This is a genomic window from Streptomyces sp. CNS606 (genome assembly GCF_000426325.1).
In genome coordinates this window covers 45613-65905 of the sequence record NZ_AUFD01000026.1, presented here as the reverse complement: position 1 = coordinate 65905, position 20293 = coordinate 45613, and the positions used below count along the sequence as shown (strand labels likewise).

The window sequence follows — 20293 nt, the reverse complement described above, 5'->3', positions numbered from 1 at the left end:
CGTCTCCTTCAAGCAGCTCGTCGACTGGCTCGACGCCCAGGACCCCCGCGTGCTGGCGAAGCTCCGCACACTGGGCGTCGGCGAGAAACCGAAGGACGGCTGGAACATGTTCCTCCGGTGATACGGAGGGACCGCCTGCCCCGCGATCCCGAGCCGCGGCTGCAGGGGCCCGTCACTCCCGGTACTCCGTGCCCGGGGCGTTCGCGGCGTGGGCGCGGAGTTCGACGCGGCGGATCTTGCCGGAGATGGTCTTCGGCAGCTCGGCGAACTCCAGCACGCGCAGCCGCTTGTACGGCGCGAGCGTGGCGCGGGAGTGCTCGAACAGGGCCTTTGCCGTGGCCTCGTCCGGCTCCCAGCCCTCGGCCAGGACGACGTACGCCTTGGGCACCGCCAGCCGTACCGGGTCCGGCGACGGCACGACGGCCGCCTCCGCGACGGCCTCGTGCTCCAGCAGGGCGCTCTCCAGCTCGAACGGGCTGATCTTGTAGTCGCTGGCCTTGAACACGTCGTCGATCCGCCCCACGTACGTCAGGTAGCCGTCCGCGTCACGGGAGGCGATGTCGCCGGTGCGGTAGTAGCCGCCGGCCATCGCCTCGGCGGTGCGTCCCGGGTCGCCGTGGTAGGCGGTGAGCAGGCCGACGGGTCGGCCCTCGGGTCCGTCGAGGCGGAGGCAGATCTCGCCCTCGTCGGCCGGTTCGCCGGTCGCCGGGTCGAGGAGCACCACGTCGTAGCCGGGCGTCGGCCGGCCCATCGAACCGGTCTTCAGCGGCTGCCCCGGGGTGTTGGCGACCTGCACGGCCGTCTCGGTCTGGCCGAAGCCGTCCCGGATGGTGACGTCCCACGCGCGCCGCACGTATTCGATGACCTCGGGGTTGAGCGGCTCTCCCGCCGCGACGACCTCACGCGGCACGTGGCGGAGCGTGCTCAGGTCGGCCTGGATGAGCATCCGCCACACCGTGGGCGGCGCGCAGAAGCTGGTCACCCCGGCCCGGTCCATCTCGGCGAGCAGGCGCCCGGCGTCGAAGCGCGTGTAGTTGTGGAGGAAGATCGTCGCCTCGGCGTTCCACGGGGCGTAGAGATTGCTCCAGGCGTGCTTCGCCCAGCCGGGCGAGGAGATGTTGAGGTGCACGTCGCCGGGGCGCAGACCGATCCAGTACATGGTGGCCAGGTGCCCGGCCGCGTACGACAGGTGGCTGTGCTCGACCAGCTTGGGCTGCGCAGTGGTCCCGGAGGTGAAGTACAGCAGCAGCGTCTCGTCCGAGCGGGTCGGCCCGTCCGGCTCGAAGTCCGGCGAGGCGTCGTACGCCTCGGTGTAGTCGAGCCACTCGTGGTCGCCGCCGCCGACCGAGATGTGGCTGTAGTGGCCCGAGACGTCGGTGAACTTCGCCGTGTCCTGGGTCCGTACGATCACGTGCCGCGCCTGGCCGCGGGTGATGCGGTCCTGGAGGTCGGCGGGGCCGAGCAGCGGCGTCGCGGGGATGACGACCGCCCGCAGCTTCATGGCGGCGAGCAGCGTCTCCCAGAGTTCGGCCTGGTTGCCGAGCATCAGCAGGATGCGGTCTCCGGGCCGGACGCCGGCGGTGTGCCGCAGCCAGTTGGCGACCCGGTCGGAGCGTTCGCGCATGCCGGCGAAGGTCACCTTCGTCTCGGCGCCGTCCTCCTCGACGATGTGCAGGGCGGTGCGTGCGTTGCCGTCCGCGATCACGTCGAACCAGTCGAGGGCCCAGTTGAAGTGCTCCGGCCGGGGCCAGGAGAACGCCACCCGCGCCGCGTCGTAGTCCTCCCGGTGGCGGAGCAGCACGTCCCTGGCGCTGCGGAAGGCTTCGGTGGCGCCGGTCTGCGTCATGGCTTCTCTCCCTGCCTCTGCCTGCGTACGGACCCTCGCGGCCATCATCACCACGGCTCCCGGCGAGGCGCCAGCCTGCCGCGCCGGGAGCGGCGCGGCATGGCGGGCGGTGTGGCCGTGGGGCGGGTGTCAGTGGCCGCGCCTAGTGTCGTTCCCGTCGCCAACGGTCCGGCTTCTCGGGCCTGTTGGGCGCGTCGTCGTGTTCCTCCGTGCTGCCTTCCGGGAAGGGTGAGTCATGCCTGCTGCCGCCGATTCGACCACGTATCTGGAGCTCTCGGAGGAGGGTGCCGGTGCGCACAAGTTCTACGAGGTGCGGCACCTCGGCAGCGAGGTCACCGTCAGCTACGGGCGCATCGGCGACCGGGGGCAGGTCCGCACGACACGGTTCGCCACGCCGGAGAAGGCGGCGGCCGCCGCGTCCCGCAAGGTCGCGGAGAAGGTCCGCAAGGGGTATGCGCCCGCGGTGCGCGGGGTGCGGCAGCGCAGGCCGGTGACCCGCCGGGAGATCGTCAGCACCCGGTCGACCGCACGCCAGGCGCCGGTGCTGTGGCGGTTCCGCTCGGGCGCGCCCGCGTTCGGCGTATTCGTCGGCGAGGACCACGCCTGGGTGGGGAACCAGGCGGGAGACGTGTACACGCTCACCCACGACGGCGAGGTCACGAGCCGGTTCGGGCTGCCGGACGGCGTGAAGTGCATCGTCGCCGACGACTTCTGGATCTACGCGGGCTGCGACGACGGCCGGGTCTACGACCTGAGCGGCAAGGTCCCGCACGTGGCGTACGAGATAGCCGAGGACGTGGACATCTACTGGCTGGACATCCACGACGGCGGGCTGGGCGTCTCCGACGCGCGGGGCGGTGTCACCCTCATCGACCACGAGGACGAGTACCAGTGGCGCCGCTCGGGGCGGGGCAGCAGCGCCTGGATGGTGCGCTGCGACGACGACGGGGTCTTCCACGGCGACTCGTACGGCGTGTCGATGTACGGCGCCGACGACGGAACGCCCGTCTGGTCGGCGCACACCGACGGCGCGGTGCTGTTCGGCTGGCAGGAGGCCGGCGAGGTGTTCGCCGGTACGAGCCGGGGCTGGGTCTACCGGCTGGGCAAGGCGGACGGTACGTCGCGGGGCCGCTACCGCTGCGACGCGCCCGTCTTCTCGTGCGCCACCTCCCCGGACGGACGGTACGTCTTCGCCGGGGACAACCACTCCTCCGTCTACTGCTTCGCCGCCGACGGCACCCGGCTGTGGAAGCTGGGCACCGGCTGCGGTTCCGCGTACTCCATGCAGTACCGGGACGAGCGGCTCTACCTGGTGACCACGGACGGCTCGCTGGCCTGCGTCGACGCGAGCGAGAGCGCCGTGCGGGACGCGGAGGGCGGCCACCTGCCGCAGACCGCGGACGTCAAGGCGGGCAGTCTGGAACGCGTCACGCCGCGGACGGGCGCCGAGGCGGTGCCGGTGTCCGCCGCCGTCCCGGCCGACGGGGTGGTGGTGGAGTGCGTCCAGGACGGTGCGCGGACCCGGGTACGGGTCGTGTCGCCGGGCTACGACGCGGCGTGGCACGTGCAGTTCCCCAAGGACATCCGCGTCCCGGGCGCCCGGTACGTCGTGACCGAGGTGCGGGAGTCCGGCCGCGGCGGGTTCTACCGCGCCCGCGGCGACATCCGCCGCCTGCTGTGAGCGCGGCGGTGGCCGGGCGGCCGGGGCGCCCCGTCACGGGCGGGGCGCGCGCGGGCCGGCGGCCCCAGGGGCCTTCTCCGCGGCGAGCGCGAGGACGGCCGGCGTCGGCCCGCCGTCCTCCGCGAGCCGGGTGACGGCGAGCCCGGCGTCCACCAGCGCGTTGATCAGCTCCGGCAGCGGCCGGTGGAACGCGCCCGCCCGCGCGCGGACACCGTCGCCGTCGTCGCCCGTGGTGCGCTCCGTCCGGTGCCGGGCCAGATAGCCGGGGCGGACGACGACCGCTTCGGGGTCGGTCCGGTCGGCGAACGCGCCGAAGAAGCAGGGGTGCAGGCCGATGTGCACGAACGAACCGCCCGGCCGCAGCACACGGGCGGCCTCGCGCAGCACGGCGGCGTAGTCGGGCATGTCGGTGTGCACCATGACCGCGACGGCGGCGTCCACGGAGCCGTCCGCGAGCGGCAGCCGGACCGCGTCGGCGTGCAGCACCGGCAGCCTCCCCCGGGCGTGCCGCAGCATCCCGGCCGAGACGTCCACCCCGAGCGGGGTCCTCCCGAGGCCGCGCAGCGTCGCGGCGTGCACGCCGGTGCCGCAGCCGATCTCCAGGCAGACCCCCTCGCCCTCTCCGAGCAGTGCGCGCAGGAGCGGCCCGTGGCTCCGGGGGTGCCCCGGCACGGGGTCGCGGCGGAGGAAGTCGTGCTCGTACCAGTCCGCGATGCCGTCGTAGGCCGCCGCTGTCGCCGTCATCCGTGCCGCCTCTCGCCGTTCTTGCCCGGTCACGGATGACCGTGCCCGCGCCGGCCGGGCACGGTGCGGAATTCCGCTGTGGACGGAACCGGGCTGCCGCGCGCCCGCGGCGATCCTCGACTACCGCGGCCACGCACGGGCACGCCGTCACCGCCGGCCGGTCATGTCGAGGAGCAGCTTCGCCGCGACCTCCGCCCCGTCGGAGCGGACCGTACCGGCGAACTCGGCGGCCCGGTCGCGGGTGCCGGGGGCGAGGGCGGTGTCCAGGGCGGCCGACAGCGTCGGACACGTCGGCGTCGGGCCGTCGTGTGCCGCCCCGATGCCCAGCGCGGCGACCCGCTGCGCCCAGTACGGCTGATCCGCGAGTTGCGGCACCACCACCTGCGGTACGCCGGCCCGGGCGGCGGTCGTGGTGGTGCCCGCGCCGCCGTGGTGGACCACCGCAGCCACCCGCCGGAACAGCGCCTGGTGGTTGACCTCGCCCACGACGAGGCAGTCGTCCCGGTCGTCGATCGCGGACAGGTCGGCCCAGCCGCGGGAGACGAGGGCGCGGCGCCCCTGCGCCCGTGCCGCTTCGATGGCGGCGCGGGCCACGTCCCCCGCGCCGTGCAGGGGCATGCTGCCGAAGCCGACGTACACCGGAGGAGTGCCCGCTTCCAGGAACGCGAGCAGTTCGGGCGCGAGGGGGTTGGTGTCGGGCAGGACCCAGGCGCCGGTCCGGACGACGTCGAGTTCCGGCATGCCCTGCCAGGGGTCCAGCGCGGGGTCGGTGGCCAGCCAGGGGCGGGAGCCGATGACCCAGTCGCGGACGGCGTCCACCGGCGGCAGGCCGTACGCCGCCCGGTTGGTGTTCAGCGCCTCGCCGAAGAGCGCGTCGACGTTCTCCGCGTCCAGGTCCCACAGCACCCGGTTGTCGGTCACCTCGGGCGGGAGCGGGCGGCCCGGGTAGGCCAGCGGCGGGCGGTGCGGCGAGGGCAGGGTGAGCTGCTGGAAGGTCGCGGACACCGCGGGGATGCCCTGCTTCTCGGCGATCGACAGCGCCCCGGCGGCGGTCGGCAGCATGCCGGTCGCCACCATCAGGTCGCACCCCTCGGCGGCCGGGAGGATCGTTTCGAACTGACCGGCGATCAGCTGGGCGGCACGCTCCGGGACGGTCGTGCGCGCCTTCGGCGCGGACCTCGTCAGTTCGCGTGCCGACGGGCCGACCGGCACCAGCGGCACGCCGGCTCCGGCGAGCCGCCGCGCGAAGTCGTCGTCCGGCGGGGCGCACACCCGCACCTCCGCCCCCAGGTCCCGCAGCCGCACCGCGAGCCCCAGCATCGGTTCGACGTCCCCTCGCGACCCGTACGTCGACAGCAACACGCGCATGGCGCTCCCCGTTTCTCCCCGTCCCGGCCTGTTCCGGCTACGGCGGGTGATTCTGCGGTACCACCGGGGCCTTGCCGCAAGGCCCCCCGTGCGCTATACGTTGAGAGTGGCAAGGAGCGGCAACACCTCCTTGCCTTTCTTGTTGCCCTTTCACGCCCCGGCCGTGTCGCCCTGGCCCGAGGGGGAAACTCCGTCGCGTGCGAGGGCCGCGCGGGGCTAGCGTGCCCGTATGAGCGCCTTGGAGACGATGCACGACGTGCCCGTGCTGGTGTGCGACGCGGAGGGTGCGCCCGTCGCGTGCGTACAGGACGCGCTGGATCTGATCGGCGACGGCGGATACCAGGGTGCCCGCTGGGTCGTCGTGCCGGTCGAGAGGTTCGACGAGGCGTTCTTCCGGCTGCGGACGCGGCTCGCCGGTGAGATCGTGCAGAAGTTCGCCCAGTACGCCATGGGCCTGGTCGTCCTCGGAGACGTCTCCGGCCACACGGAGGCGAGCGACGCACTGCGCGACTTCGTCCGGGAGTGCGACCGCGGCCACCAGATCTGGTTCGCTGCGACGCGCGAGGAGTTGGAGGAGAGGTTCGCAGCGCGAGCCTCGTGAGAACCGCCCCGGCGGCGCGTGAGGCCGGGGAGACGCCCGAGCCCGCCGGGCCGGGCACGGCACCGGCAGGTCGGGGGCGTACGGGAGGAGCCGAAGCCGTCAGGAGGTCGGCTTGTCGTCGGCCTTGATGTCGAAGTTGATCTGGGTGCCCTCGACGGAGGTCACGGTGACGGTCACACCGATGGTGCTGCCGTCGGCGGCGGTCAGGGTGCAGCGGGTCTTCGTGCCGACCTCGCCCGCGAGGTCCTCGGGGCAGGTGACGTCCGGCTCGGGCCGGCCGGTGGCCTCGGCGAGCTTCTGGGCGACGGTGTCGGCCAGCGTGCCGGAGTCCAGCGTCGGCGTGCCCGAGCAGCCGGTCAGCAGCGTGCCGGCGACCACCGTGGCGAGGACGGAGCCGGCGGCGTGCAACGTGCGTGTGCGCATGGAGAGTTCCCCCGTGTAGAAGATCAGCAGATGAAATACCCGGGGAGCTTACCGGCACGGCGCACGGCCTCGGCACGGGCCGGGTCCCCCGCCTCCCGGTCGGAGGTCCGCCACGTCCGTTCCCGGGCGGGCGATGATTTTCGCGGCCGGCGGGAGTCGGTACGGGCAGGACTCGCGAGGAGGACGGTCATGCCCGAGAACACCACGCCCGAGAACGCCACCCCCCGCAGCGGCGCGCCCGACGGCGGCGCCGGAGCCGCCGCGCCGCGGCCCGACCTCGGCGACGCCGCCGACCGGGTCGCGGCGCTGGTCGCGGGGCTCCGCGACGACGAGCTGGGCGGCCCCACACCGTGCGAGGACATGAGCGTGGGGGCGCTGCTGGACCACCTGATGGGCCTCACGCTGGCCTTCCGCCTGGCGGCGGAGAAGGTGCGCGCCCCGCAGGGGGAGGACGGCGCCCCGCCACCGGGGCCCGGTGAGCCGTCGGCCGACCGCCTGGACCCGGCGTGGCGCAGCGAGCTGCCGGCCCGGCTGGACGCGCTGGTGACCGCCTGGCGGAGCCCCGCGGCGTGGGAGGGCGAGGCGGAGGCCGGGGGCGTGGTGATGCCCGCCGAGGTGATGGGGCTGGTCGCGATGAACGAGCTGGTCGTCCACGGCTGGGACGTCGCCCGCGCGACCGGGCGGCCGTACGCGTGCGCCCCGGAGACCGCCGACGGGATTCTCGTCTTCCTCCGTCAGACGGCGGAGGAGACCGGTGGCCAGGGCGCCCCCGGCCTGTTCGGCCCGGTCGTCCCGGTCCCCGGGGACGCCCCGCCGCTGGACCGGGCCGTCGGCCTCGCCGGCCGCGACCCCGCCTGGCGGCCCTGACCGGGGCAGACCGCGACGGGGACGGGCCGCGACGGGAAGGGCCGCGACCGGCCGGGCTCAGGCGAGGGTCTGGGTGATCTCGCTGCGCGCCGGCGTGTGCACGACGTGGGCGAGAGCGCCGTTGACGAGCGGGAGGTACGGCGGGACGTGGCCGCAGTCGACGTCGGCGAGGATCGGCACGCCCAGCGGCCCGAGCGCGTCCAGCACCGCCTCGTGCTGGGTGAGCGTGCCCGTGTCGGGGGCCGCCGTGCGGCCGACGAGGACGGCGTTCGCGCCCTCGAAGAACCCGGCGAGCCGCATGCCGTGCAGGTTGCGGCAGATGGAGAACGCGTTGTCCTCGCACGCCTCCACGTAGACCAGCAGACCGTCCTCCGACGCGGCGCGGGCGAAGGCCGTGGTGTCGGCGTACGGGGTGCCGGAGAGGTTGCAGAGCGTCTCGATGCAGCCGCCGAGGAGGCGCCCCCGCACGTCGAGGTCGGCGTCGGAGTCGAGCCGCTTCCAGCGGCCGGGGGTGTCGAGCGTGTACGTGTGCGCCTCCGGGTCGCCCACCCAGTCGTCCCAGCCCGAGGTGCGGTACCGGCCGGGAGGTGTCTGGGTGAAGCGGCTCCCGGGCGCGAGGGTGACGACGTCCAGCCAGCCGAGCAGCCCTTCCGGCACCCGATAGGGGGTGTCCATCAGGTTGTTGCCGTGCAGGGTGGCCATGCCGGAGACGAGGGTGAGCGGCGCGAGCAGGGTCGAGACGTCGGAGAAGCCGACCACCCAGGTCGGTTCGGCCTCCCGCAGCCGCACGAAGTCGAGGTGCGGTATCACGTCGATGCCGGTCTCCCCTCCCCACGGCGGCACGACGGCACGGATGGCCGGGTCGAGCAGCATCTCCGTCAGTTCGCGGGCGCGTTCGGGCGCGGGGGCACTGAGGTGCGTGGTGCCGTCGAGGCAGTCGCCGACGACGACCTCGAAGCCGCGGTCCTCGACGGTGCGGACGGCGGCGTCGAGGCGGGCGCGCAGTTCCTTGGGCACGCCGCTGGAGGGGGCGGTGACGCCGATGCGGTCACCGGGGACGAGGGGGCGGGGGAAACGGATCGACATGTCGGGATGCTGGCACGCTCGCGCCCGCTCCGCACCGGGATTTCCGCCGGTCACCCGCTCGTGGCGGCCAGGTGCCGGGCGAGGGCGGCGCGCAGCCAGCGGTCGCAGTCGCCCGGGGTGGGCTCGGCCGGGCCCTGGAGGTCGGCCACGAGTTGCCAGTAACGGTCGATGCGGGGTTCCGCATCGAGCAGGCCGCCCAGGCGGCGCCGGAAGGCGGAGGTGTCGCGGGTGCCGTGCGCGTCGGCGTGCGCGGCGACGAAGCGGTCCAGGGCCTCGCCGTCGCCGGGCGGCCGCCCGGCACGCAGGGACGGTGACGTGAGGTCGAACGCCTCGATCAGTCCCGCGTACAGCACGTCCGGGCGCCCGCCGCCGGGCCGGTGCGCGGCGGGCTGGGCCGACGGCTTGCCGGGGCGGGCGTCACGGACGAGAGCGTGCAGCCGGGCGAAGGCCAGCACGTGTGCCGGGGCCGGGTAGGCGGGCGGCTGCGGCACACACCGGTCGACGACCTCGGCACGCAGCGACGCCGGGAGCCTCGGCGGCAGCCAGAGCCGCCAGAAGCGGGCGAGCGCCGCGGTGTCGGGCGGGGTGGTGGCAGTGCCGATCAGGCGCAGCCGGTCGGCGCGTTCCCCGGGCGGGGCGTCGTGGAGGAGCTGGAGGGCTGCTTCCCGCCAGCGCAGCGCGGCCAGCCGGGTGCCGACCTCCCGCAGTCGTGCGGCGACGACGTCCTCCAGCGCCGGCGCGCTGTCGAGGACGCGCCCCACGTCCGGCACGGGCAGGTCGAGGGCGCGCAGGGAGCGGATGAGGCGGAGACGGTCCAGCGCCTCGGGCCCGTAACGCCGGTGACCGCCCGCGCTGCGGGACGCCTCGGGGAGCAGCCCGCGGTCCGAGTAGAAGCGCACGGTCTTGACGGTGACGCCGGCCTCCGCGGCGAGTTCGCCGATGGTGCGCGGGTGCTCGGCGCTGCCGGGGGGCGTGGCGCGGGTGGTGTCGGACGCGGGCGTGTCGTCGGAGGGCACGTTCTCGGCGGGCACGTCTTGAACCTCCCTCAGGGGGAGTTCCTACGGTACCGGGGGCCGGGAACGGCCCGGCGAGGACGAGGTGGAGGCGGGGCGATGACGACGTACGTGCTGGTGCCGGGGATGCACACCGGCGGCTGGGTGTGGGACGCGGTGGGTGCGCGTCTGCGGGAGTCGGGGGCGGCGGCGCACGCGGTGACTCTGGCGGGGGCGGGACCGGCGGCGGTGGAGCCGGAAACGCATGTCGAGCAGGTCTCCCGGCTGCTGGACGAGGTGGACGGCCGGGACGTGGTGCTGGTCGGGCACGGCTACGGCGTGCTCCCGATGCTGGGTGCGGCGGCCCGCAGGCCCGACCGGGTGGCGCGCCTGGTGTACGTGGACACCCCGCCGCCCGGGGAGGGCGCCACGGCGGCGGGGCTCCTGCCGGGCGTGGACGTGCCGGAGGACGGCGGTCCGCTGCCGCCGCCCGCACCGGAGGAGTGGGGGCGCTTCGGCAGCACGGCGGGTGTGCCGGAGGAGGCACTGGCCCGCCTGTCGCGCCGCGCCCGCGCGCAGCCGTACGCGACGCTGACGCGGCCGCTGCGGCTCGGCGGGCCTCCGCCCGGGGTGCCCACGACGGGTGTGCTGTGCACGGCGAACGGCGCGGGCGTCGCGGCCGTGCAGGCGCTGGTGGACATGGGCGACCCCGGGCTGCGGGCGCTGGCGCGGCCGGACGTGGGCTTCTTCGAACTGGACACCGGCCACTGGCCGATGCTCTCCACGCCCGGCGCACTGGCGGACGTGCTGCTGCGGGCCGCCCGCGACGAGGGCCGCCGCCTGACCGTTCCCGACGGCGAACTCCCGCCCCACCTGCGGCCGTTCCTGCTGGAGGTGCCGGAACGGCCGCGGGAGCGGGAAGGCCGCGTCGACCTGTACCCGCCCGACGCCGACACACCGCGACCGGCGGTGCTGTTCGTCCACGGCGGCCCGGTGCCGCAGGGCGTACGGCCCACGCCGCGCGACTGGCCGGCGCTCGTCGGGTACGCCCGGTACGCGGCGGACCTCGGCGCCGTCGGCGCGACGGTCGACCACGGTCTGCACGACGTCGCGGACTACGCCCGCGCCGCCGAGGATGTCGCCGCGGCCGTCGCGCGCGTACGGGCGGACCCGCGCGTGGACGGGAGCCGGGTCGCGCTGTGGTTCTTCTCCGGCGGCGGCCTGCTCGCGGCGGACCGGCTGGCCGCTCCCCCGCCGTGGCTGCGCTGCGTCGCGGTGACGTATCCGGTGCTCGCGCCGCTGCCGAACTGGGGCCTCACCGGCTCCCGCTTCCGCCCGGCGGACGCGGTGCGCGGCGCCGGGCGGCTGCCGCTCGTGCTCACGCGGGTGGAGCGGGAACGACCCGAGATCGCCGCGACGGTCGCCGCGTTCGTCGCCGCGGCGATCGAGTGCGGGGCGGACCTGGAGGTGATCGACGTGCCGGGCGGCCACCACGGGTTCGAGACCGTCGACCACACGGAGGAGGCGCGCCGGGCCGTGCGGCGCGCGATGCATACCGTGCTGGGACACCTCGGCCTCAGGTGCTGAGCTCCGCCCACACCGTCTTCAGCGGGAACGGCCCGGTGCGGACGCCCCACCGGTCGGCCAGCGCCTCGACCAGCAGCATGCCGCGTCCCGACTCGGCGTCGTCGGCCGGCGGCCGACGCCCGCCGGTGGGCAGGCGCTCGCACCGTGTGTCGGTGACCTCGATGCGCAGACCCGCCGCCTCCAGCGTGAGCGTCAGCCGGAAGTCACGGCCGCCGACCCGCCCGTGCAGGACGGCGTTCGCCGCGAGTTCGGCGACGAGCAGGGCGGCGACGTGGGAGAGGTCGGAGCCGTACGGCAGCCCCCACGTGTCGAGTTGGTGAGCCGTGAACCGGCGCGCGAGACGCGCGCCCCGGCGTGTCGAGCTGAACAGCTGCGTGAACGTGCGAGCGGGAGCGGTGGGTCGTGGAAGTGCTGCGGTCATGCGGCCGAGCGTCGCCGGGGCAGGGGCACGCACCCAGGTTCTGCACTGGTACAACCGGTTTTGGGTGGGTGCACTCAGTGGACAGGGCGGGATACGTACGGTGACGATGTGTCAGTTGGTGTTCGGTCAGGGGCACGTGGGAGGTCACCGGACATGCTGGACGGCAAGTCGGGGTTCGAAGGGGAACCGGAGACGTCGGAGAGCCTGCGCACCTTCGGTGCGGTACTCAAGGCGCTGCGCGAGGAAGCGGGTCTGACGCAGGAGGAGTTCGCGCCGCGGGTGGAGTACTCCGTGCACTACGTGGCGAAGATCGAGCAGGGCAAACGGTTCCCGCCGCCACGGTTCATCGAACGGGCGGGCGCGGCGCTGGAATGCCCCCGCGTGCTGCGGGCCGCCGGACGCCACCTTTCCCGCAGGCCGGGCCTCGCCTCGTGGTTCCACCAGTGGGCGGGCATCGAGGAGGAGGCGATCTCCCTCTACGCCTACGAATGCCGGGCAATCCCCGGCCTGCTGCAACCCGAGCCGTACGTGAGGGCCATCTTCGAGCGACGACTGCCGCCACTCACCGAAGAACAGATCGAGCGTCAGGTGGAGGCACGGCTTCAGCGGCAACAGCTCGTCGAGACGAGGCCGAACACGGCGTTCAGCTTCATCATCGAGCAAGCCGTCCTCGACAGGCGAACCGGTGGCTGCGTCGTGACGGGCGCAGTCATCGACCGGCTGCTGACGCTCGGCGAACGTCGGAACGTGGAAGTGCAGATCATGCCGTTGCATCAGGAAGACCACGCGGGGGCAGACGGACTGATGTACCTCGGAGAGACGTCTGACAACCGGTGGGTCGGCTACTCCGAAGGCCAGTTGTCCAGCAATCTGATCACCGGCTCGGGTGAAGTCAGCATCATGCTTCAGCGCAATGGCAAGCTCCGGTCGCAAGCTCTCAGCCCAGAGGCTAGCGTTGACCTGCTGAAGCGAATGCGAGGAGCCCTATGAGCAGCACGGTGAACTGGTTCAAGAGCAGCTACAGCGGCAGTGACGGCGACAACTGCATCGAGGTCGCCGTGTCCTGGACCAAGAGCAGCTACAGCGGCAGCGAGGGCGACAACTGCGTCGAGGTGGCCGCGTGTGCGGACACCGTGCACGTGCGGGACTCCAAGGTCACCGCCGGACCGCAGCTCGCCGTGGCGCCCGCCGCGTGGGCCTCGTTCGTCGGCTACGCCGCGCACGCCCCGCGCTGAGATCTCCCGGGCGGAGCAGGGCCCGCGTGGATGCGGCAGCGATGTTGCCGTATCCACGCACGGAGCGTACGGCGGTGAAGGGCTGCGCATTTCGTGACCGCCGGACGTGAGGCGCATCGCCGAGCTCGGCCCGCACCCGCGCGCCGCGCGCCGCGCGCTCAGGAGTCCGGCTCGCCCTGCCCGCCGTCGACGAGGCGGGAGACGACCGTCTCTCCGATCTCGGCGAAGGCGTCGATCTGCTCGCTGGTCAGCAGGTCGATGAAGTGCCGCCGGACCGACGCCACATGGGGTGGGGCGGCCGTCTCGATGGTCCGTACCCCCTCGGGCGTGAGGACGGCGTTCGCACCGCGACCGTCCGTCTCGCACTCCTCGCGGACGACGAGGCCGCGCTTCTGCATGCGCGCGAGATGGTGGGACATCCGGCTCCGTGACCAGAGCATGCGGTCGGCGAGCTCGGTGACGCGCCGCCGGTGCCCGGGGCTGGACCCCAGAACGGACAGCACGTCGTAGTCGGGTTCGGAGAGGCCGCTGTCCCGCGCGAGATCCCGCGCGAGCCGCGAGTTGAGCAGCAGGAACATCCGTCGGTACGCCTGCCACGCGCGCTGTTCGCGCTCGGTGAGCCACTGCGGGTCCTCGCTCATGCCGCGATCCTACTCCACTTTGGTTGACGCATCACCTACTTCCGTGCACAGTCGTAGATGACACGTCAACCAAAGGGAGGGCGGGGTGACAGCAGAAGCCACGGAGTCGCCGGGCGGCGTCTCCCTGCTCCGCAGGCTCGTCCGCCTGTATTCCGGGCTCGTGCTGTTCGGGGTGAGCATCGCCGCGCTGGTCGCGGCGGAGCTGGGGCTGCCCTCCTGGGACGTGTTGCACGAGGGGGTGGCGCGCAGCACCGGAGTCCCGTTCGGGGGCGTCGTGGTCGCGACGGGGGCTCTGGTGCTGCTCGCCTGGCTGCCGCTGCGGGTACGCCCCGGCCTGGGCACGCTCAGCAACGTGGTGGTCGTCGGACTCGTCGCGGAGGTCGCGCTCGCGGTGCTCCCCCGCCCGGAGACGCTCGCCGTCCGGGTGCCGCTCCTGCTGGGGGCCGTCGTCCTCAACGGCTTCGCCACCGGCCTCTACATCGGTGCCGGCTTCGGCCCCGGGCCGCGGGACGGGCTGATGACCGGCCTGGCGCGCCGAGGCGTGTCGGTCCGCGCGGCGCGCTCGGCCATCGAAGTCGTCGTCCTGGTCTCCGGCTGGCTGCTGGGCGGCACGGTCGGCTTCGGCACGGTGTTGTTCGCAGTGGCCATCGGCCCCCTCGCGCAGTTCTTCCTCCGACGGCTCCACCTCACCGAAAGGGATGTGCCACCGTGCACCGTCTCCTCGTCCTCTCCGCCAGCACACGCAGTGTCTCCGCCGGCCGCCCCCTCGCCGTCTGGCTCGCCGGACTCGCCGGGCGGCGCCCGGAGTTCGACACCTCCCTCGTCGACCTGCGAAGCGTGGCCCTGCCCTTCCTCGACGAGCCCGAGCACCCCGCCGAAGGCCGGTACGTGCACCGGCACACCAAGGAGTGGAGCGCCGTCGTCGGGGCCGCGGACTGCTTCGTCTTCGTGATGCCGATGTACAACGGAGGCTTCAGCGCCCCGTTGAAGAACGCGATCGACCACCTGCACGCCGAGTGGCGGGGGAAGCCGGTGGGCCTCGTCAGCTACAGCGCGGGAACGTCCGGAGGGGCACCCGCCATCGAGATGCTCCGGCCCGTACTGGGCCGTGTCGGCCTTCTCCCGGCAGAGGAGACGTTGTCCGTGCCCGGCATCGAAGAGCGGATCGGTCCGGACGGCACGTTCCGGGCGACGCCCGCGTGCGCCGAGGCCGCCGGGTCCGTCCTCGACGCGGTCGCCGCACTCACCCGTGCGGCAGGTCCGGCCGACGAACCGAGCGGCGAGCAGAGCGCACGGCAGCCCGCTTAGGCACCGGAATCGTTCACTGTGCTTGCAGGCGTGCCAGGTCCTCGGCCGACAGACGGATCGCCCCGACCGCCAGGTTGGCGATCAGGTGGCGCGGGTTCGCCGTGCCGGGGATGGCCAGCACGTGGTCTCCCTGGTGCAGGGTCCAGGCGAGGCGGATCTGCGCCGGGCTGACGTCGTGCTCCCGGGCGACGGCGAGGAGCCGGTCCTCGTACTCCCCCGTCGCGCCCGCGTCGCCGCCCTCGCGGGCGATCGCGTAGTACGGGACGAACGCGATGCCCTGCTTCCCACAGGCCCGCAGCACCTCGTGGCGGTCCGGCGTGGACCCCAGCCCGAAGGCGTTCTGCACGCAGACCACCGGTGCGAGGGTCTGCGCCTCGGCGAGCTGGGCCACCGTGACGTTGGAGACGCCGAGGTGGCGGATCAGCCCGGCCTCCCGCAGCTCCGCGAGGGCGCCGAAATGCTCGGCGAGGGACCCGTCGGAGGCGCTGCCCGGCAGCCGGAGATTCACCAGGTCGAGGTGGTCCCGTCCGAGCTGCCGCAGGTTGTCCTCGACCTGGCCCCGCAGTTGGGCCGGATCGGCCCACCACCACTCCCCCGCCGCGTCCCGTCCCGGCCACACCTTGGTGGCGACGACCAGGTCCTCGCGGTAGGGGGCCAGCGCTTCGCGGATCACCGCGTTGGCGGAGCACTCGGGGGAGGAGAAGTAGAAGGCGGCGGTGTCGATGTGGTTGACGCCCAGTTCCACGGCCCGGCGCAGCAGAGAGATCATCTCGTCCCGGTCGGTCGGCGGGCCGTCGAACCCTCCGCACAGGCGCAGTGCGCCGTAGCCGAGACGGTTGACGGTGCGGTCGCCGAGGGTCCAGGTCCCCGCCGCCGAAGCGGTGATCATCTCAAGAGCCATGGCCGGGAGTGTGCCACCAGTCGGGCGGTCCGCCCAGTGAACGTCGTGTGAGGCTTCCGGAACGTGACAGGCGGGCGGACCGGCGGTGACGGCCTGCCCACACGGAGACGTTGGGCTGCACGGGTGAAGGGTGAGCGGGTGCCGGACCGGCCCCGGGCCGGGGAAGCGTGCGGGTGGTGTGCGCGACATGCGACGGACGGGGGGATATCCGCACCTCGGGGCCGTGATGGGGCACCATCGGCATGTGCAGCCGGGGGCAGACGACTACGAGTACCGGGGCGCGCCGCCGCCCGAGCTGCGGGGCGCCCCGGACCCGCCGCCCGCGCCGCGCGACGCCCACACGGCGGCACGGCGCACCGCCAGACGTCGGCGGCGGCGGGTGTGGGCGTGGCTGGCGGTGCTGTTCCTGCTGCCGTTCTCGGTGCCCCTGATCTTCCGCGGCCTCGCTCTCGACGGGCCGTCACCCGTGCCGCAGATGCTGGCGTTCCTGCCGTGGTTCCTCGCTCCGGCGTGGCTCGGGCTGGTCGCGGCGGTGCTCGCGCGCCGGGTGCTGCCGGTGGTGTGGGCGGTCGCGGTGCTGGTCGCCACGGGCTGGTTCCTCCAGCCGTACGGGCCGGACGCTCCGGCCGGGGCGTCCGAACCGCCGGGAAACCGGTTCCGTGTGCTGACCGCGAACCTGCACCACGGCGACGCCCTGCCCGCGCTGCGCGAACTGCTGCGCGACGAACGGCCGCAGCTGGTCGCCGTGCAGGAGTGCGACCCGGCCTGCGCGGCGGCGCTGCGGGCGGACGAGGTGCGGGACCTGTACCCGCACCGCGTGATCGTCGAAGGCGGGTCGGCGGAGGGCTCGGCGCTGCTCAGCGCGTACCCGCTGCGCAGCACGCCGCCCGTGCCGGGGATGCTGGCCATGCCGGGGGCCGTGGTGGACGTCGGGGACCGGTCGCTGAGGTTCCAGCTCGCGCACCCGATGCCGCCGCTGCTGGAGACGATCGGGCCGTGGGAGCGCGAACTGGGGCGCCTCGCGGACTTCGCGGACGAGCGGGCGGGCGAACCGCTGGTCGTGGCGGGCGACTTCAACGCCACGCAGGACCACGCGGCGTTCCGCGCGGTGCTGGACGCGGGGCTGGGCGACGTGGCCCGCCTGGAAGGACGGTCGCGTACGCCGACCTGGCCGACGCAGACGGCGCCGCCGCTGGGGGCGCAGATCGACCACGTGCTGGTGAGCGACGACTTCGACACCCACGGGGTGACCTTCTTCGACCTGCCGGGCTCGGACCACCGCGCCGTGCTGGCGGACATCGCCCTGCGATAGTCGGCCGGATGCCGGCGGGTCAGCCGGAGACGGGGTGGACGCCCAGGCGGAGATCGATCCACGGGATCGTCTCGCCCGGCAGCACGTACGTGTCGATCTCTGCGAATCCACGCTGCTGCGCGAAGCGGAGACCCTCGACGTTGGATGCCAGCACCACCGTGTCGACGACCTCGGCGCCGAGCTCCCTGGCCTGCCCGAGACCGCGCTCGTAGAGCCGGGTGCCGAAACCTCGGCGACGGTGGCCGGGGAGCACGCGAGCGATGACGGTCGCCATGGGCGCCCCGCTCGTGGGCGGACGCACCGTCGTGCACCCGATCAGCGTCTCGCCGAGATAGGCGACCTCCAGCACGTTGTACGTGGCACGCTCGCGCACCTCGTCGGCCGACCGGTGGTGGGTGGGGATGACGAGGTTGTGGACGTGCTGCCAGTCGTGGACGGTGGCGTCGCCGTCCACCCTTTCGACGCGTAAGCGGGACACGCGCCCAGCGAACCCGCTGCGGCTCACGTCGTCAACGGAGATTGAGGCGGGCGAAACCGCCGGGTGGGCGAGAGGACAACCGGGGATCCGGCGCACGGTGTCGGCAGCCATCGCGTGGCCGGCCCGCACCTGCGTCGGGTCGAGAGGCTGTCCGAAGAGGTGGAGGGCGCCGTCCGGCTTCAGCCACGGCATCACCCGTGCCGCCTGCCCAGGGCGGTCGTCCCGGGGAGGCGGATCGGACGGCGCGCGGGGCGTCAGACGGTGAGCGGCACCTCGTGGATGTGGGCGGCGGGGTGGCCGGTGCGTTCGTGGACGCGTTGCACGGCCTCGCGGGACGGGGCTTCGGACAGGCAGTAGACGACGCCGGACTCCGGGTCGGCCCAGGCGCGCTCGAAATGCACGTTCTCCTCACCCTCGATGGCCAGGTCGGCCGCGTGGGCTTCCCTGAGCTCGTCTGCGGTGATGCCCTTCATCCCCTCGTGGACGTCCATGAAGCGGGCCATCGTGATGCACCTCCGGGGGTCGTTCCCCCCTGCGTGGGGTCCGTCTCCATACTCCTCCCGGGCGGCGGTCCACCGCCAGCCCGCCGGGCGAGGCGGTGACGTGTCAGGCGAGGCGAGCGGCGCGTACGAGCAGGTAGCGCCGCTCGGGGTCACTCAGCGTGCGGCGTGCGGCCTCGCGGTAGGCGGCGCGCGCGGCCTCGCGGTCGCCGGCCATGTCCAGCAGGTGGCCGCGGGCGGCGGCGAGGCGGTGACCGCGGGCCAGGTACGGGTCGTCACGGAGCGTGTCCAGCAGTGCGAGGCCGAACTCGGGCCCGCGCACCATGGCGACCGCGACGGCGTGGTTGAGCCGGACGACCGGGCTGGGCCAGGTGCGGTCGAGCACGTCGTAGAGGGCGAGGGTCTGCGGCCAGTCGGTCGTTTCGGCGTCGGCCGCCTCGTCGTGCAGGGCCGCGATGGCGGCCTGCACCTGGTAGGGGCCGGGTCGGGTGTGCCGCAGGGCGTACTCGACCAGCGCGGTGCCCTCCTCGATCTGCGCCGTGTCCCAGCGGGCCCGGTCCTGCTCGGCCAGCGGCACCAGCTCGCCCGAGGGGCCCGTGCGGGCGGCGCGGCGGGCGTCGGTGAGCAGCATCAGCGCGAGCAGCCCGGCGACCTCGCCGTCCTCGGGGAGCAGGCTGCGCAGCAGGCGGGTGAGGCGGACGGCCTCGGCGGCGAGGTCGTCGCGCAGCAGTTCCGTCCCGGAGGAGGCGGTGTAGCCCTCGTTGAAGATCAGGTAGAGGACCTGGAGGACGACGGCGAGCCGGTTCTGCCGCTCCGCCCCGGGCGGGGTGCGGAAGTGGGCGCCGGAGGCCCTGATCCGCTGCTTGGCGCGGTTGATGCGCTGCGCCATGGTCGCTTCGGGCACCAGGTGGGCGCGGGCGATCTCCGCCGTGGTGAGGCCTCCGACGGCGCGGAGGGTCAGGGCGACCTGCGCGGACGGCGTGAGCCCCGGGTGGCAGCACAGGAAGAGCAGGCTGAGCGTGTCGTCGTCGGACGGGGCGGCGTCCTCGCCGGGCGGCGGGGCGACGAGCGCGTCCGGCGGGGCCAGGGCGGCGTCCGCCTCCTCGCGGCGGCGGCGTGCGGAGTCGCTGCGGAGCTGGTCGGTGAGGCGGCGGGAGGCGACGCGGATCAGCCAGCCGCGCGGGTTCTCGGGCCGGCCCTCGGCCGGCCACTGCACGGCGGCGGCGAGCAGCGCCTCCTGGACGGCGTCCTCGGCGGCGTCGAAGTGGCCGTAGCGGCGGACCAGCGCGCCGAGGACCTGCGGCGCGTGGCGGCGCAGCAGGTCCTCGATGCGGGGGTCGGTGGTCACGCCTGGTCCGGCGGCCCGTCCGGGACGGGGCGGACGACGACCGCCGGCTCCGGGTCGGAGCCCTCCGGGACGGGGCAGGAGTAGGCGCGGGCGGCGATCTCGTAGGCGCGCTCCGGGGTCTCCACGTCCACGATCCAGTAGCCCGCGAGTACCTCCTTGGTCTCCCCGAAGGGCCCGTCGGAGACCACGGGACGGCCGTCCTTGTCGGCGGTGACCAGACGGGTCTGGGACGGCTCCGCCAGTCCCTGGGCGTCGACCCATTCACCGGACGCGACGAGGTCCTGGTTGAGCTTCTCCATGTGCTGGAACATGACCTTGAGCTCGGACTCCGACCAGGCGGGGGCTCCCGGGGAGGGGTTTCCGCTCATGGCGTCGTAGTACTTCTGGGCTGACATCAGCATCAGCATGTACTTCATGGTCTGACTCCTTCGTCGGCGGCTCCCCTGCGGGTGCCTCTCACCGGAGACGTCGGAGCGGTGCGGCGGGTCTCGACGTCGCGGGGGAAGAAATCCCGGAAGAACTTCGGGCACCGCTCTCGACCGGATCACGGCCCGGTCACGGGCCCATTATCGCGGCCCGGCGCCCACCGCGCCCGGTAACACGCGGTTTCCCCGGAGCGAGCGGTACCCCTGCCCGCGCCCACGGCCACGGCCACGGCGCCCCTCGTCCGGTACAGGTCGCCCGCGAGGACGGGACGCACGGGCGGAAGGGCGTCGCGCGGGCGTCACCGTAGGCGGAGGTGCCAGGCAAAACACGCAAGTCCGACATGCACCCTCTCCACGCTTCCCTCGCACCGCCAACACCACTCCACGGCGGGAGAGCTGGAAATAGGTGGACATAAGGAACGCCCCAAGTCCCTTGTGGCGGGACTCACATCGCGCCATGGCCGATCTTGGGAACCGGGACGGCCCAGGATGCGTCCCGCGGCCAAATCGCCTGCGGTGCCTGACGATT

At 73.8% G+C, this 20293-nt stretch carries 21 protein-coding genes and 1 pseudogene; 9 read left to right on the top strand and 13 right to left on the bottom strand.

Annotated features, from left to right (window positions below):
• Positions 1–172: 172 nt before the first annotated feature.
• Positions 173–1846 (bottom strand): AMP-binding protein, encoded by a 1674-nt coding sequence (locus tag K304_RS0118105; RefSeq protein ID WP_027764910.1) that lies wholly within the window; start codon positions 1844–1846, stop codon positions 173–175.
• Positions 1847–2081: 235 nt separating this feature from the next.
• Between K304_RS0118105 and K304_RS0118100 the strand changes: the two genes are divergently transcribed.
• Complete coding sequence (locus K304_RS0118100) at positions 2082–3527, top strand: WGR domain-containing protein (RefSeq protein ID WP_027764909.1); 1446 nt, start codon at positions 2082–2084, stop codon at positions 3525–3527.
• A 33-nt stretch (positions 3528–3560) separates the two neighbouring features.
• Here K304_RS0118100 and K304_RS29740 read toward each other — a convergent pair whose 3' ends face one another.
• Positions 3561–4271, bottom strand: coding sequence for a class I SAM-dependent methyltransferase (locus tag K304_RS29740; RefSeq protein ID WP_037790926.1), 711 nt, complete (start codon positions 4269–4271; stop codon positions 3561–3563).
• Between the two features lie 147 nt (positions 4272–4418).
• Entirely contained in the window at positions 4419–5639 is a 1221-nt protein-coding gene (locus K304_RS0118090; protein ID WP_027764908.1) for a glycosyltransferase, read from the bottom strand.
• A gap of 229 nt (positions 5640–5868) precedes the next feature.
• On the opposite strand from K304_RS0118090, the gene K304_RS0118085 reads away from it, so the two are divergent.
• A complete protein-coding gene (locus K304_RS0118085; protein ID WP_027764907.1) occupies positions 5869–6240 on the top strand; it encodes a DUF4180 domain-containing protein in 372 nt (123 codons plus the stop codon).
• A gap of 99 nt (positions 6241–6339) precedes the next feature.
• On the opposite strand, the gene K304_RS0118080 is transcribed toward K304_RS0118085, so the two are convergent.
• The gene (locus K304_RS0118080) at positions 6340–6663 is read right to left on the bottom strand and encodes a DUF4333 domain-containing protein (RefSeq protein ID WP_027764906.1); all 324 of its coding nucleotides are present in this window, start codon (positions 6661–6663) and stop codon (positions 6340–6342) included.
• A gap of 189 nt (positions 6664–6852) precedes the next feature.
• Between K304_RS0118080 and K304_RS29735 the strand changes: the two genes are divergently transcribed.
• Positions 6853–7530: a TIGR03086 family metal-binding protein gene (locus tag K304_RS29735; RefSeq protein WP_078529313.1), complete on the top strand. Its 678-nt coding sequence runs from the start codon at positions 6853–6855 to the stop codon at positions 7528–7530.
• 57 nt (positions 7531–7587) lie between these two features.
• On the opposite strand, the gene K304_RS0118070 is transcribed toward K304_RS29735, so the two are convergent.
• Together K304_RS0118070 and K304_RS29730 are read right to left on the bottom strand one after the other, a co-directional pair.
• A complete protein-coding gene (locus K304_RS0118070; RefSeq protein WP_027764905.1) occupies positions 7588–8616 on the bottom strand; it encodes a S66 family peptidase in 1029 nt (342 codons plus the stop codon).
• Positions 8617–8666: 50 nt separating this feature from the next.
• A complete protein-coding gene (locus K304_RS29730; protein WP_037790956.1) occupies positions 8667–9557 on the bottom strand; it encodes a MerR family transcriptional regulator in 891 nt (296 codons plus the stop codon).
• Positions 9558–9728: 171 nt separating this feature from the next.
• Here K304_RS29730 and K304_RS0118060 point away from each other — a divergent pair, with 171 nt between their 5' ends.
• The gene (locus K304_RS0118060) at positions 9729–11195 is read left to right on the top strand and encodes an alpha/beta fold hydrolase (protein ID WP_027764904.1); all 1467 of its coding nucleotides are present in this window, start codon (positions 9729–9731) and stop codon (positions 11193–11195) included.
• Here K304_RS0118060 and K304_RS0118055 read toward each other — a convergent pair.
• Positions 11185–11616 carry an ATP-binding protein gene (locus K304_RS0118055; RefSeq protein ID WP_027764903.1) on the bottom strand — a complete coding sequence of 144 codons (432 nt, stop codon included), beginning with the start codon at positions 11614–11616 and terminating at the stop codon, positions 11185–11187. The two genes, K304_RS0118060 and K304_RS0118055, sit on opposite strands and share 11 nt — an antisense overlap.
• Before the next feature lie 153 nt (positions 11617–11769).
• On the opposite strand from K304_RS0118055, the gene K304_RS0118050 reads away from it, so the two are divergent.
• Positions 11770–12606, top strand: coding sequence for a Scr1 family TA system antitoxin-like transcriptional regulator (locus K304_RS0118050; RefSeq protein WP_027764902.1), 837 nt, complete (start codon positions 11770–11772; stop codon positions 12604–12606).
• Positions 12603–12851, top strand: a complete 249-nt coding sequence (locus K304_RS0118045; RefSeq protein ID WP_027764901.1) for a DUF397 domain-containing protein — start codon at positions 12603–12605, stop codon at positions 12849–12851. The genes K304_RS0118050 and K304_RS0118045 overlap by 4 nt, the downstream gene beginning before the upstream one ends.
• A gap of 158 nt (positions 12852–13009) precedes the next feature.
• Here the strand turns inward: K304_RS0118045 and K304_RS0118040 are convergent, their stop codons facing one another.
• Positions 13010–13492, bottom strand: coding sequence for a MarR family winged helix-turn-helix transcriptional regulator (locus K304_RS0118040; protein WP_027764900.1), 483 nt, complete (start codon positions 13490–13492; stop codon positions 13010–13012).
• Positions 13493–13577: 85 nt separating this feature from the next.
• Between K304_RS0118040 and yczE the strand changes: the two are divergent.
• Positions 13578–14282, top strand: a pseudogene (yczE, locus tag K304_RS34100) (membrane protein YczE); the annotation flags it as partial.
• Positions 14201–14800: an NAD(P)H-dependent oxidoreductase gene (locus tag K304_RS0118030; protein ID WP_027764898.1), complete on the top strand. Its 600-nt coding sequence runs from the start codon at positions 14201–14203 to the stop codon at positions 14798–14800. The pseudogene yczE and the gene K304_RS0118030, both read left to right, overlap by 82 nt.
• A gap of 13 nt (positions 14801–14813) precedes the next feature.
• Here K304_RS0118030 and K304_RS0118025 read toward each other — a convergent pair whose 3' ends face one another.
• Positions 14814–15701 (bottom strand): aldo/keto reductase, encoded by an 888-nt coding sequence (locus tag K304_RS0118025; RefSeq protein ID WP_027764897.1) that lies wholly within the window; start codon positions 15699–15701, stop codon positions 14814–14816.
• A gap of 244 nt (positions 15702–15945) precedes the next feature.
• Here K304_RS0118025 and K304_RS29725 point away from each other — a divergent pair, with 244 nt between their 5' ends.
• Complete coding sequence (locus K304_RS29725) at positions 15946–17013, top strand: endonuclease/exonuclease/phosphatase family protein (protein ID WP_486591716.1); 1068 nt, start codon at positions 15946–15948, stop codon at positions 17011–17013.
• 19 nt (positions 17014–17032) lie between these two features.
• On the opposite strand, the gene K304_RS0118015 is transcribed toward K304_RS29725, so the two are convergent.
• From K304_RS0118015 to K304_RS0118000, 4 genes are all read right to left on the bottom strand, one after another.
• A complete protein-coding gene (locus K304_RS0118015; protein ID WP_027764896.1) occupies positions 17033–17491 on the bottom strand; it encodes a GNAT family N-acetyltransferase in 459 nt (152 codons plus the stop codon).
• A gap of 254 nt (positions 17492–17745) precedes the next feature.
• Positions 17746–17994, bottom strand: coding sequence for an SCO4226 family nickel-binding protein (locus K304_RS0118010; RefSeq protein ID WP_027764895.1), 249 nt, complete (start codon positions 17992–17994; stop codon positions 17746–17748).
• Positions 17995–18097: 103 nt separating this feature from the next.
• On the bottom strand, positions 18098–19339 hold the full coding sequence (locus K304_RS0118005) for a sigma-70 family RNA polymerase sigma factor (protein ID WP_027764894.1): 1242 nt from the start codon (positions 19337–19339) through the stop codon (positions 18098–18100).
• A complete protein-coding gene (locus tag K304_RS0118000) occupies positions 19336–19755 on the bottom strand; it encodes a YciI family protein (protein WP_027764893.1) in 420 nt (139 codons plus the stop codon). Before K304_RS0118000 ends, K304_RS0118005 begins: the two co-directional genes overlap by 4 nt.
• Positions 19756–20293 lie beyond the last annotated feature (538 nt).

Excerpts from the sequence above, each read along its gene's own strand:
- K304_RS0118055 (WP_027764903.1), bottom strand. The coding sequence starts at position 11,616 with ATGACCGCAGCACTTCCACGACCCACCGCTCCCGCTCGCACGTTCACG.
- K304_RS0118090 (WP_027764908.1), bottom strand. The coding sequence starts at position 5,639 with ATGCGCGTGTTGCTGTCGACGTACGGGTCGCGAGGGGACGTCGAACCG.
- K304_RS0118040 (WP_027764900.1), bottom strand. The coding sequence starts at position 13,492 with ATGAGCGAGGACCCGCAGTGGCTCACCGAGCGCGAACAGCGCGCGTGG.
- K304_RS0118000 (WP_027764893.1), bottom strand. The coding sequence starts at position 19,755 with ATGAAGTACATGCTGATGCTGATGTCAGCCCAGAAGTACTACGACGCC.
- K304_RS29740 (WP_037790926.1), bottom strand. The coding sequence starts at position 4,271 with ATGACGGCGACAGCGGCGGCCTACGACGGCATCGCGGACTGGTACGAG.
- K304_RS0118070 (WP_027764905.1), bottom strand. The coding sequence starts at position 8,616 with ATGTCGATCCGTTTCCCCCGCCCCCTCGTCCCCGGTGACCGCATCGGC.
- K304_RS0118085 (WP_027764907.1), top strand. The coding sequence starts at position 5,869 with ATGAGCGCCTTGGAGACGATGCACGACGTGCCCGTGCTGGTGTGCGAC.
- K304_RS0118105 (WP_027764910.1), bottom strand. The coding sequence starts at position 1,846 with ATGACGCAGACCGGCGCCACCGAAGCCTTCCGCAGCGCCAGGGACGTG.
- K304_RS0118045 (WP_027764901.1), top strand. The coding sequence starts at position 12,603 with ATGAGCAGCACGGTGAACTGGTTCAAGAGCAGCTACAGCGGCAGTGAC.
- K304_RS0118100 (WP_027764909.1), top strand. The coding sequence starts at position 2,082 with ATGCCTGCTGCCGCCGATTCGACCACGTATCTGGAGCTCTCGGAGGAG.
- K304_RS0118050 (WP_027764902.1), top strand. The coding sequence starts at position 11,770 with ATGCTGGACGGCAAGTCGGGGTTCGAAGGGGAACCGGAGACGTCGGAG.
- K304_RS29735 (WP_078529313.1), top strand. The coding sequence starts at position 6,853 with ATGCCCGAGAACACCACGCCCGAGAACGCCACCCCCCGCAGCGGCGCG.
- K304_RS0118010 (WP_027764895.1), bottom strand. The coding sequence starts at position 17,994 with ATGGCCCGCTTCATGGACGTCCACGAGGGGATGAAGGGCATCACCGCA.
- K304_RS0118080 (WP_027764906.1), bottom strand. The coding sequence starts at position 6,663 with ATGCGCACACGCACGTTGCACGCCGCCGGCTCCGTCCTCGCCACGGTG.
- K304_RS0118025 (WP_027764897.1), bottom strand. The coding sequence starts at position 15,701 with ATGGCTCTTGAGATGATCACCGCTTCGGCGGCGGGGACCTGGACCCTC.
- K304_RS0118060 (WP_027764904.1), top strand. The coding sequence starts at position 9,729 with ATGACGACGTACGTGCTGGTGCCGGGGATGCACACCGGCGGCTGGGTG.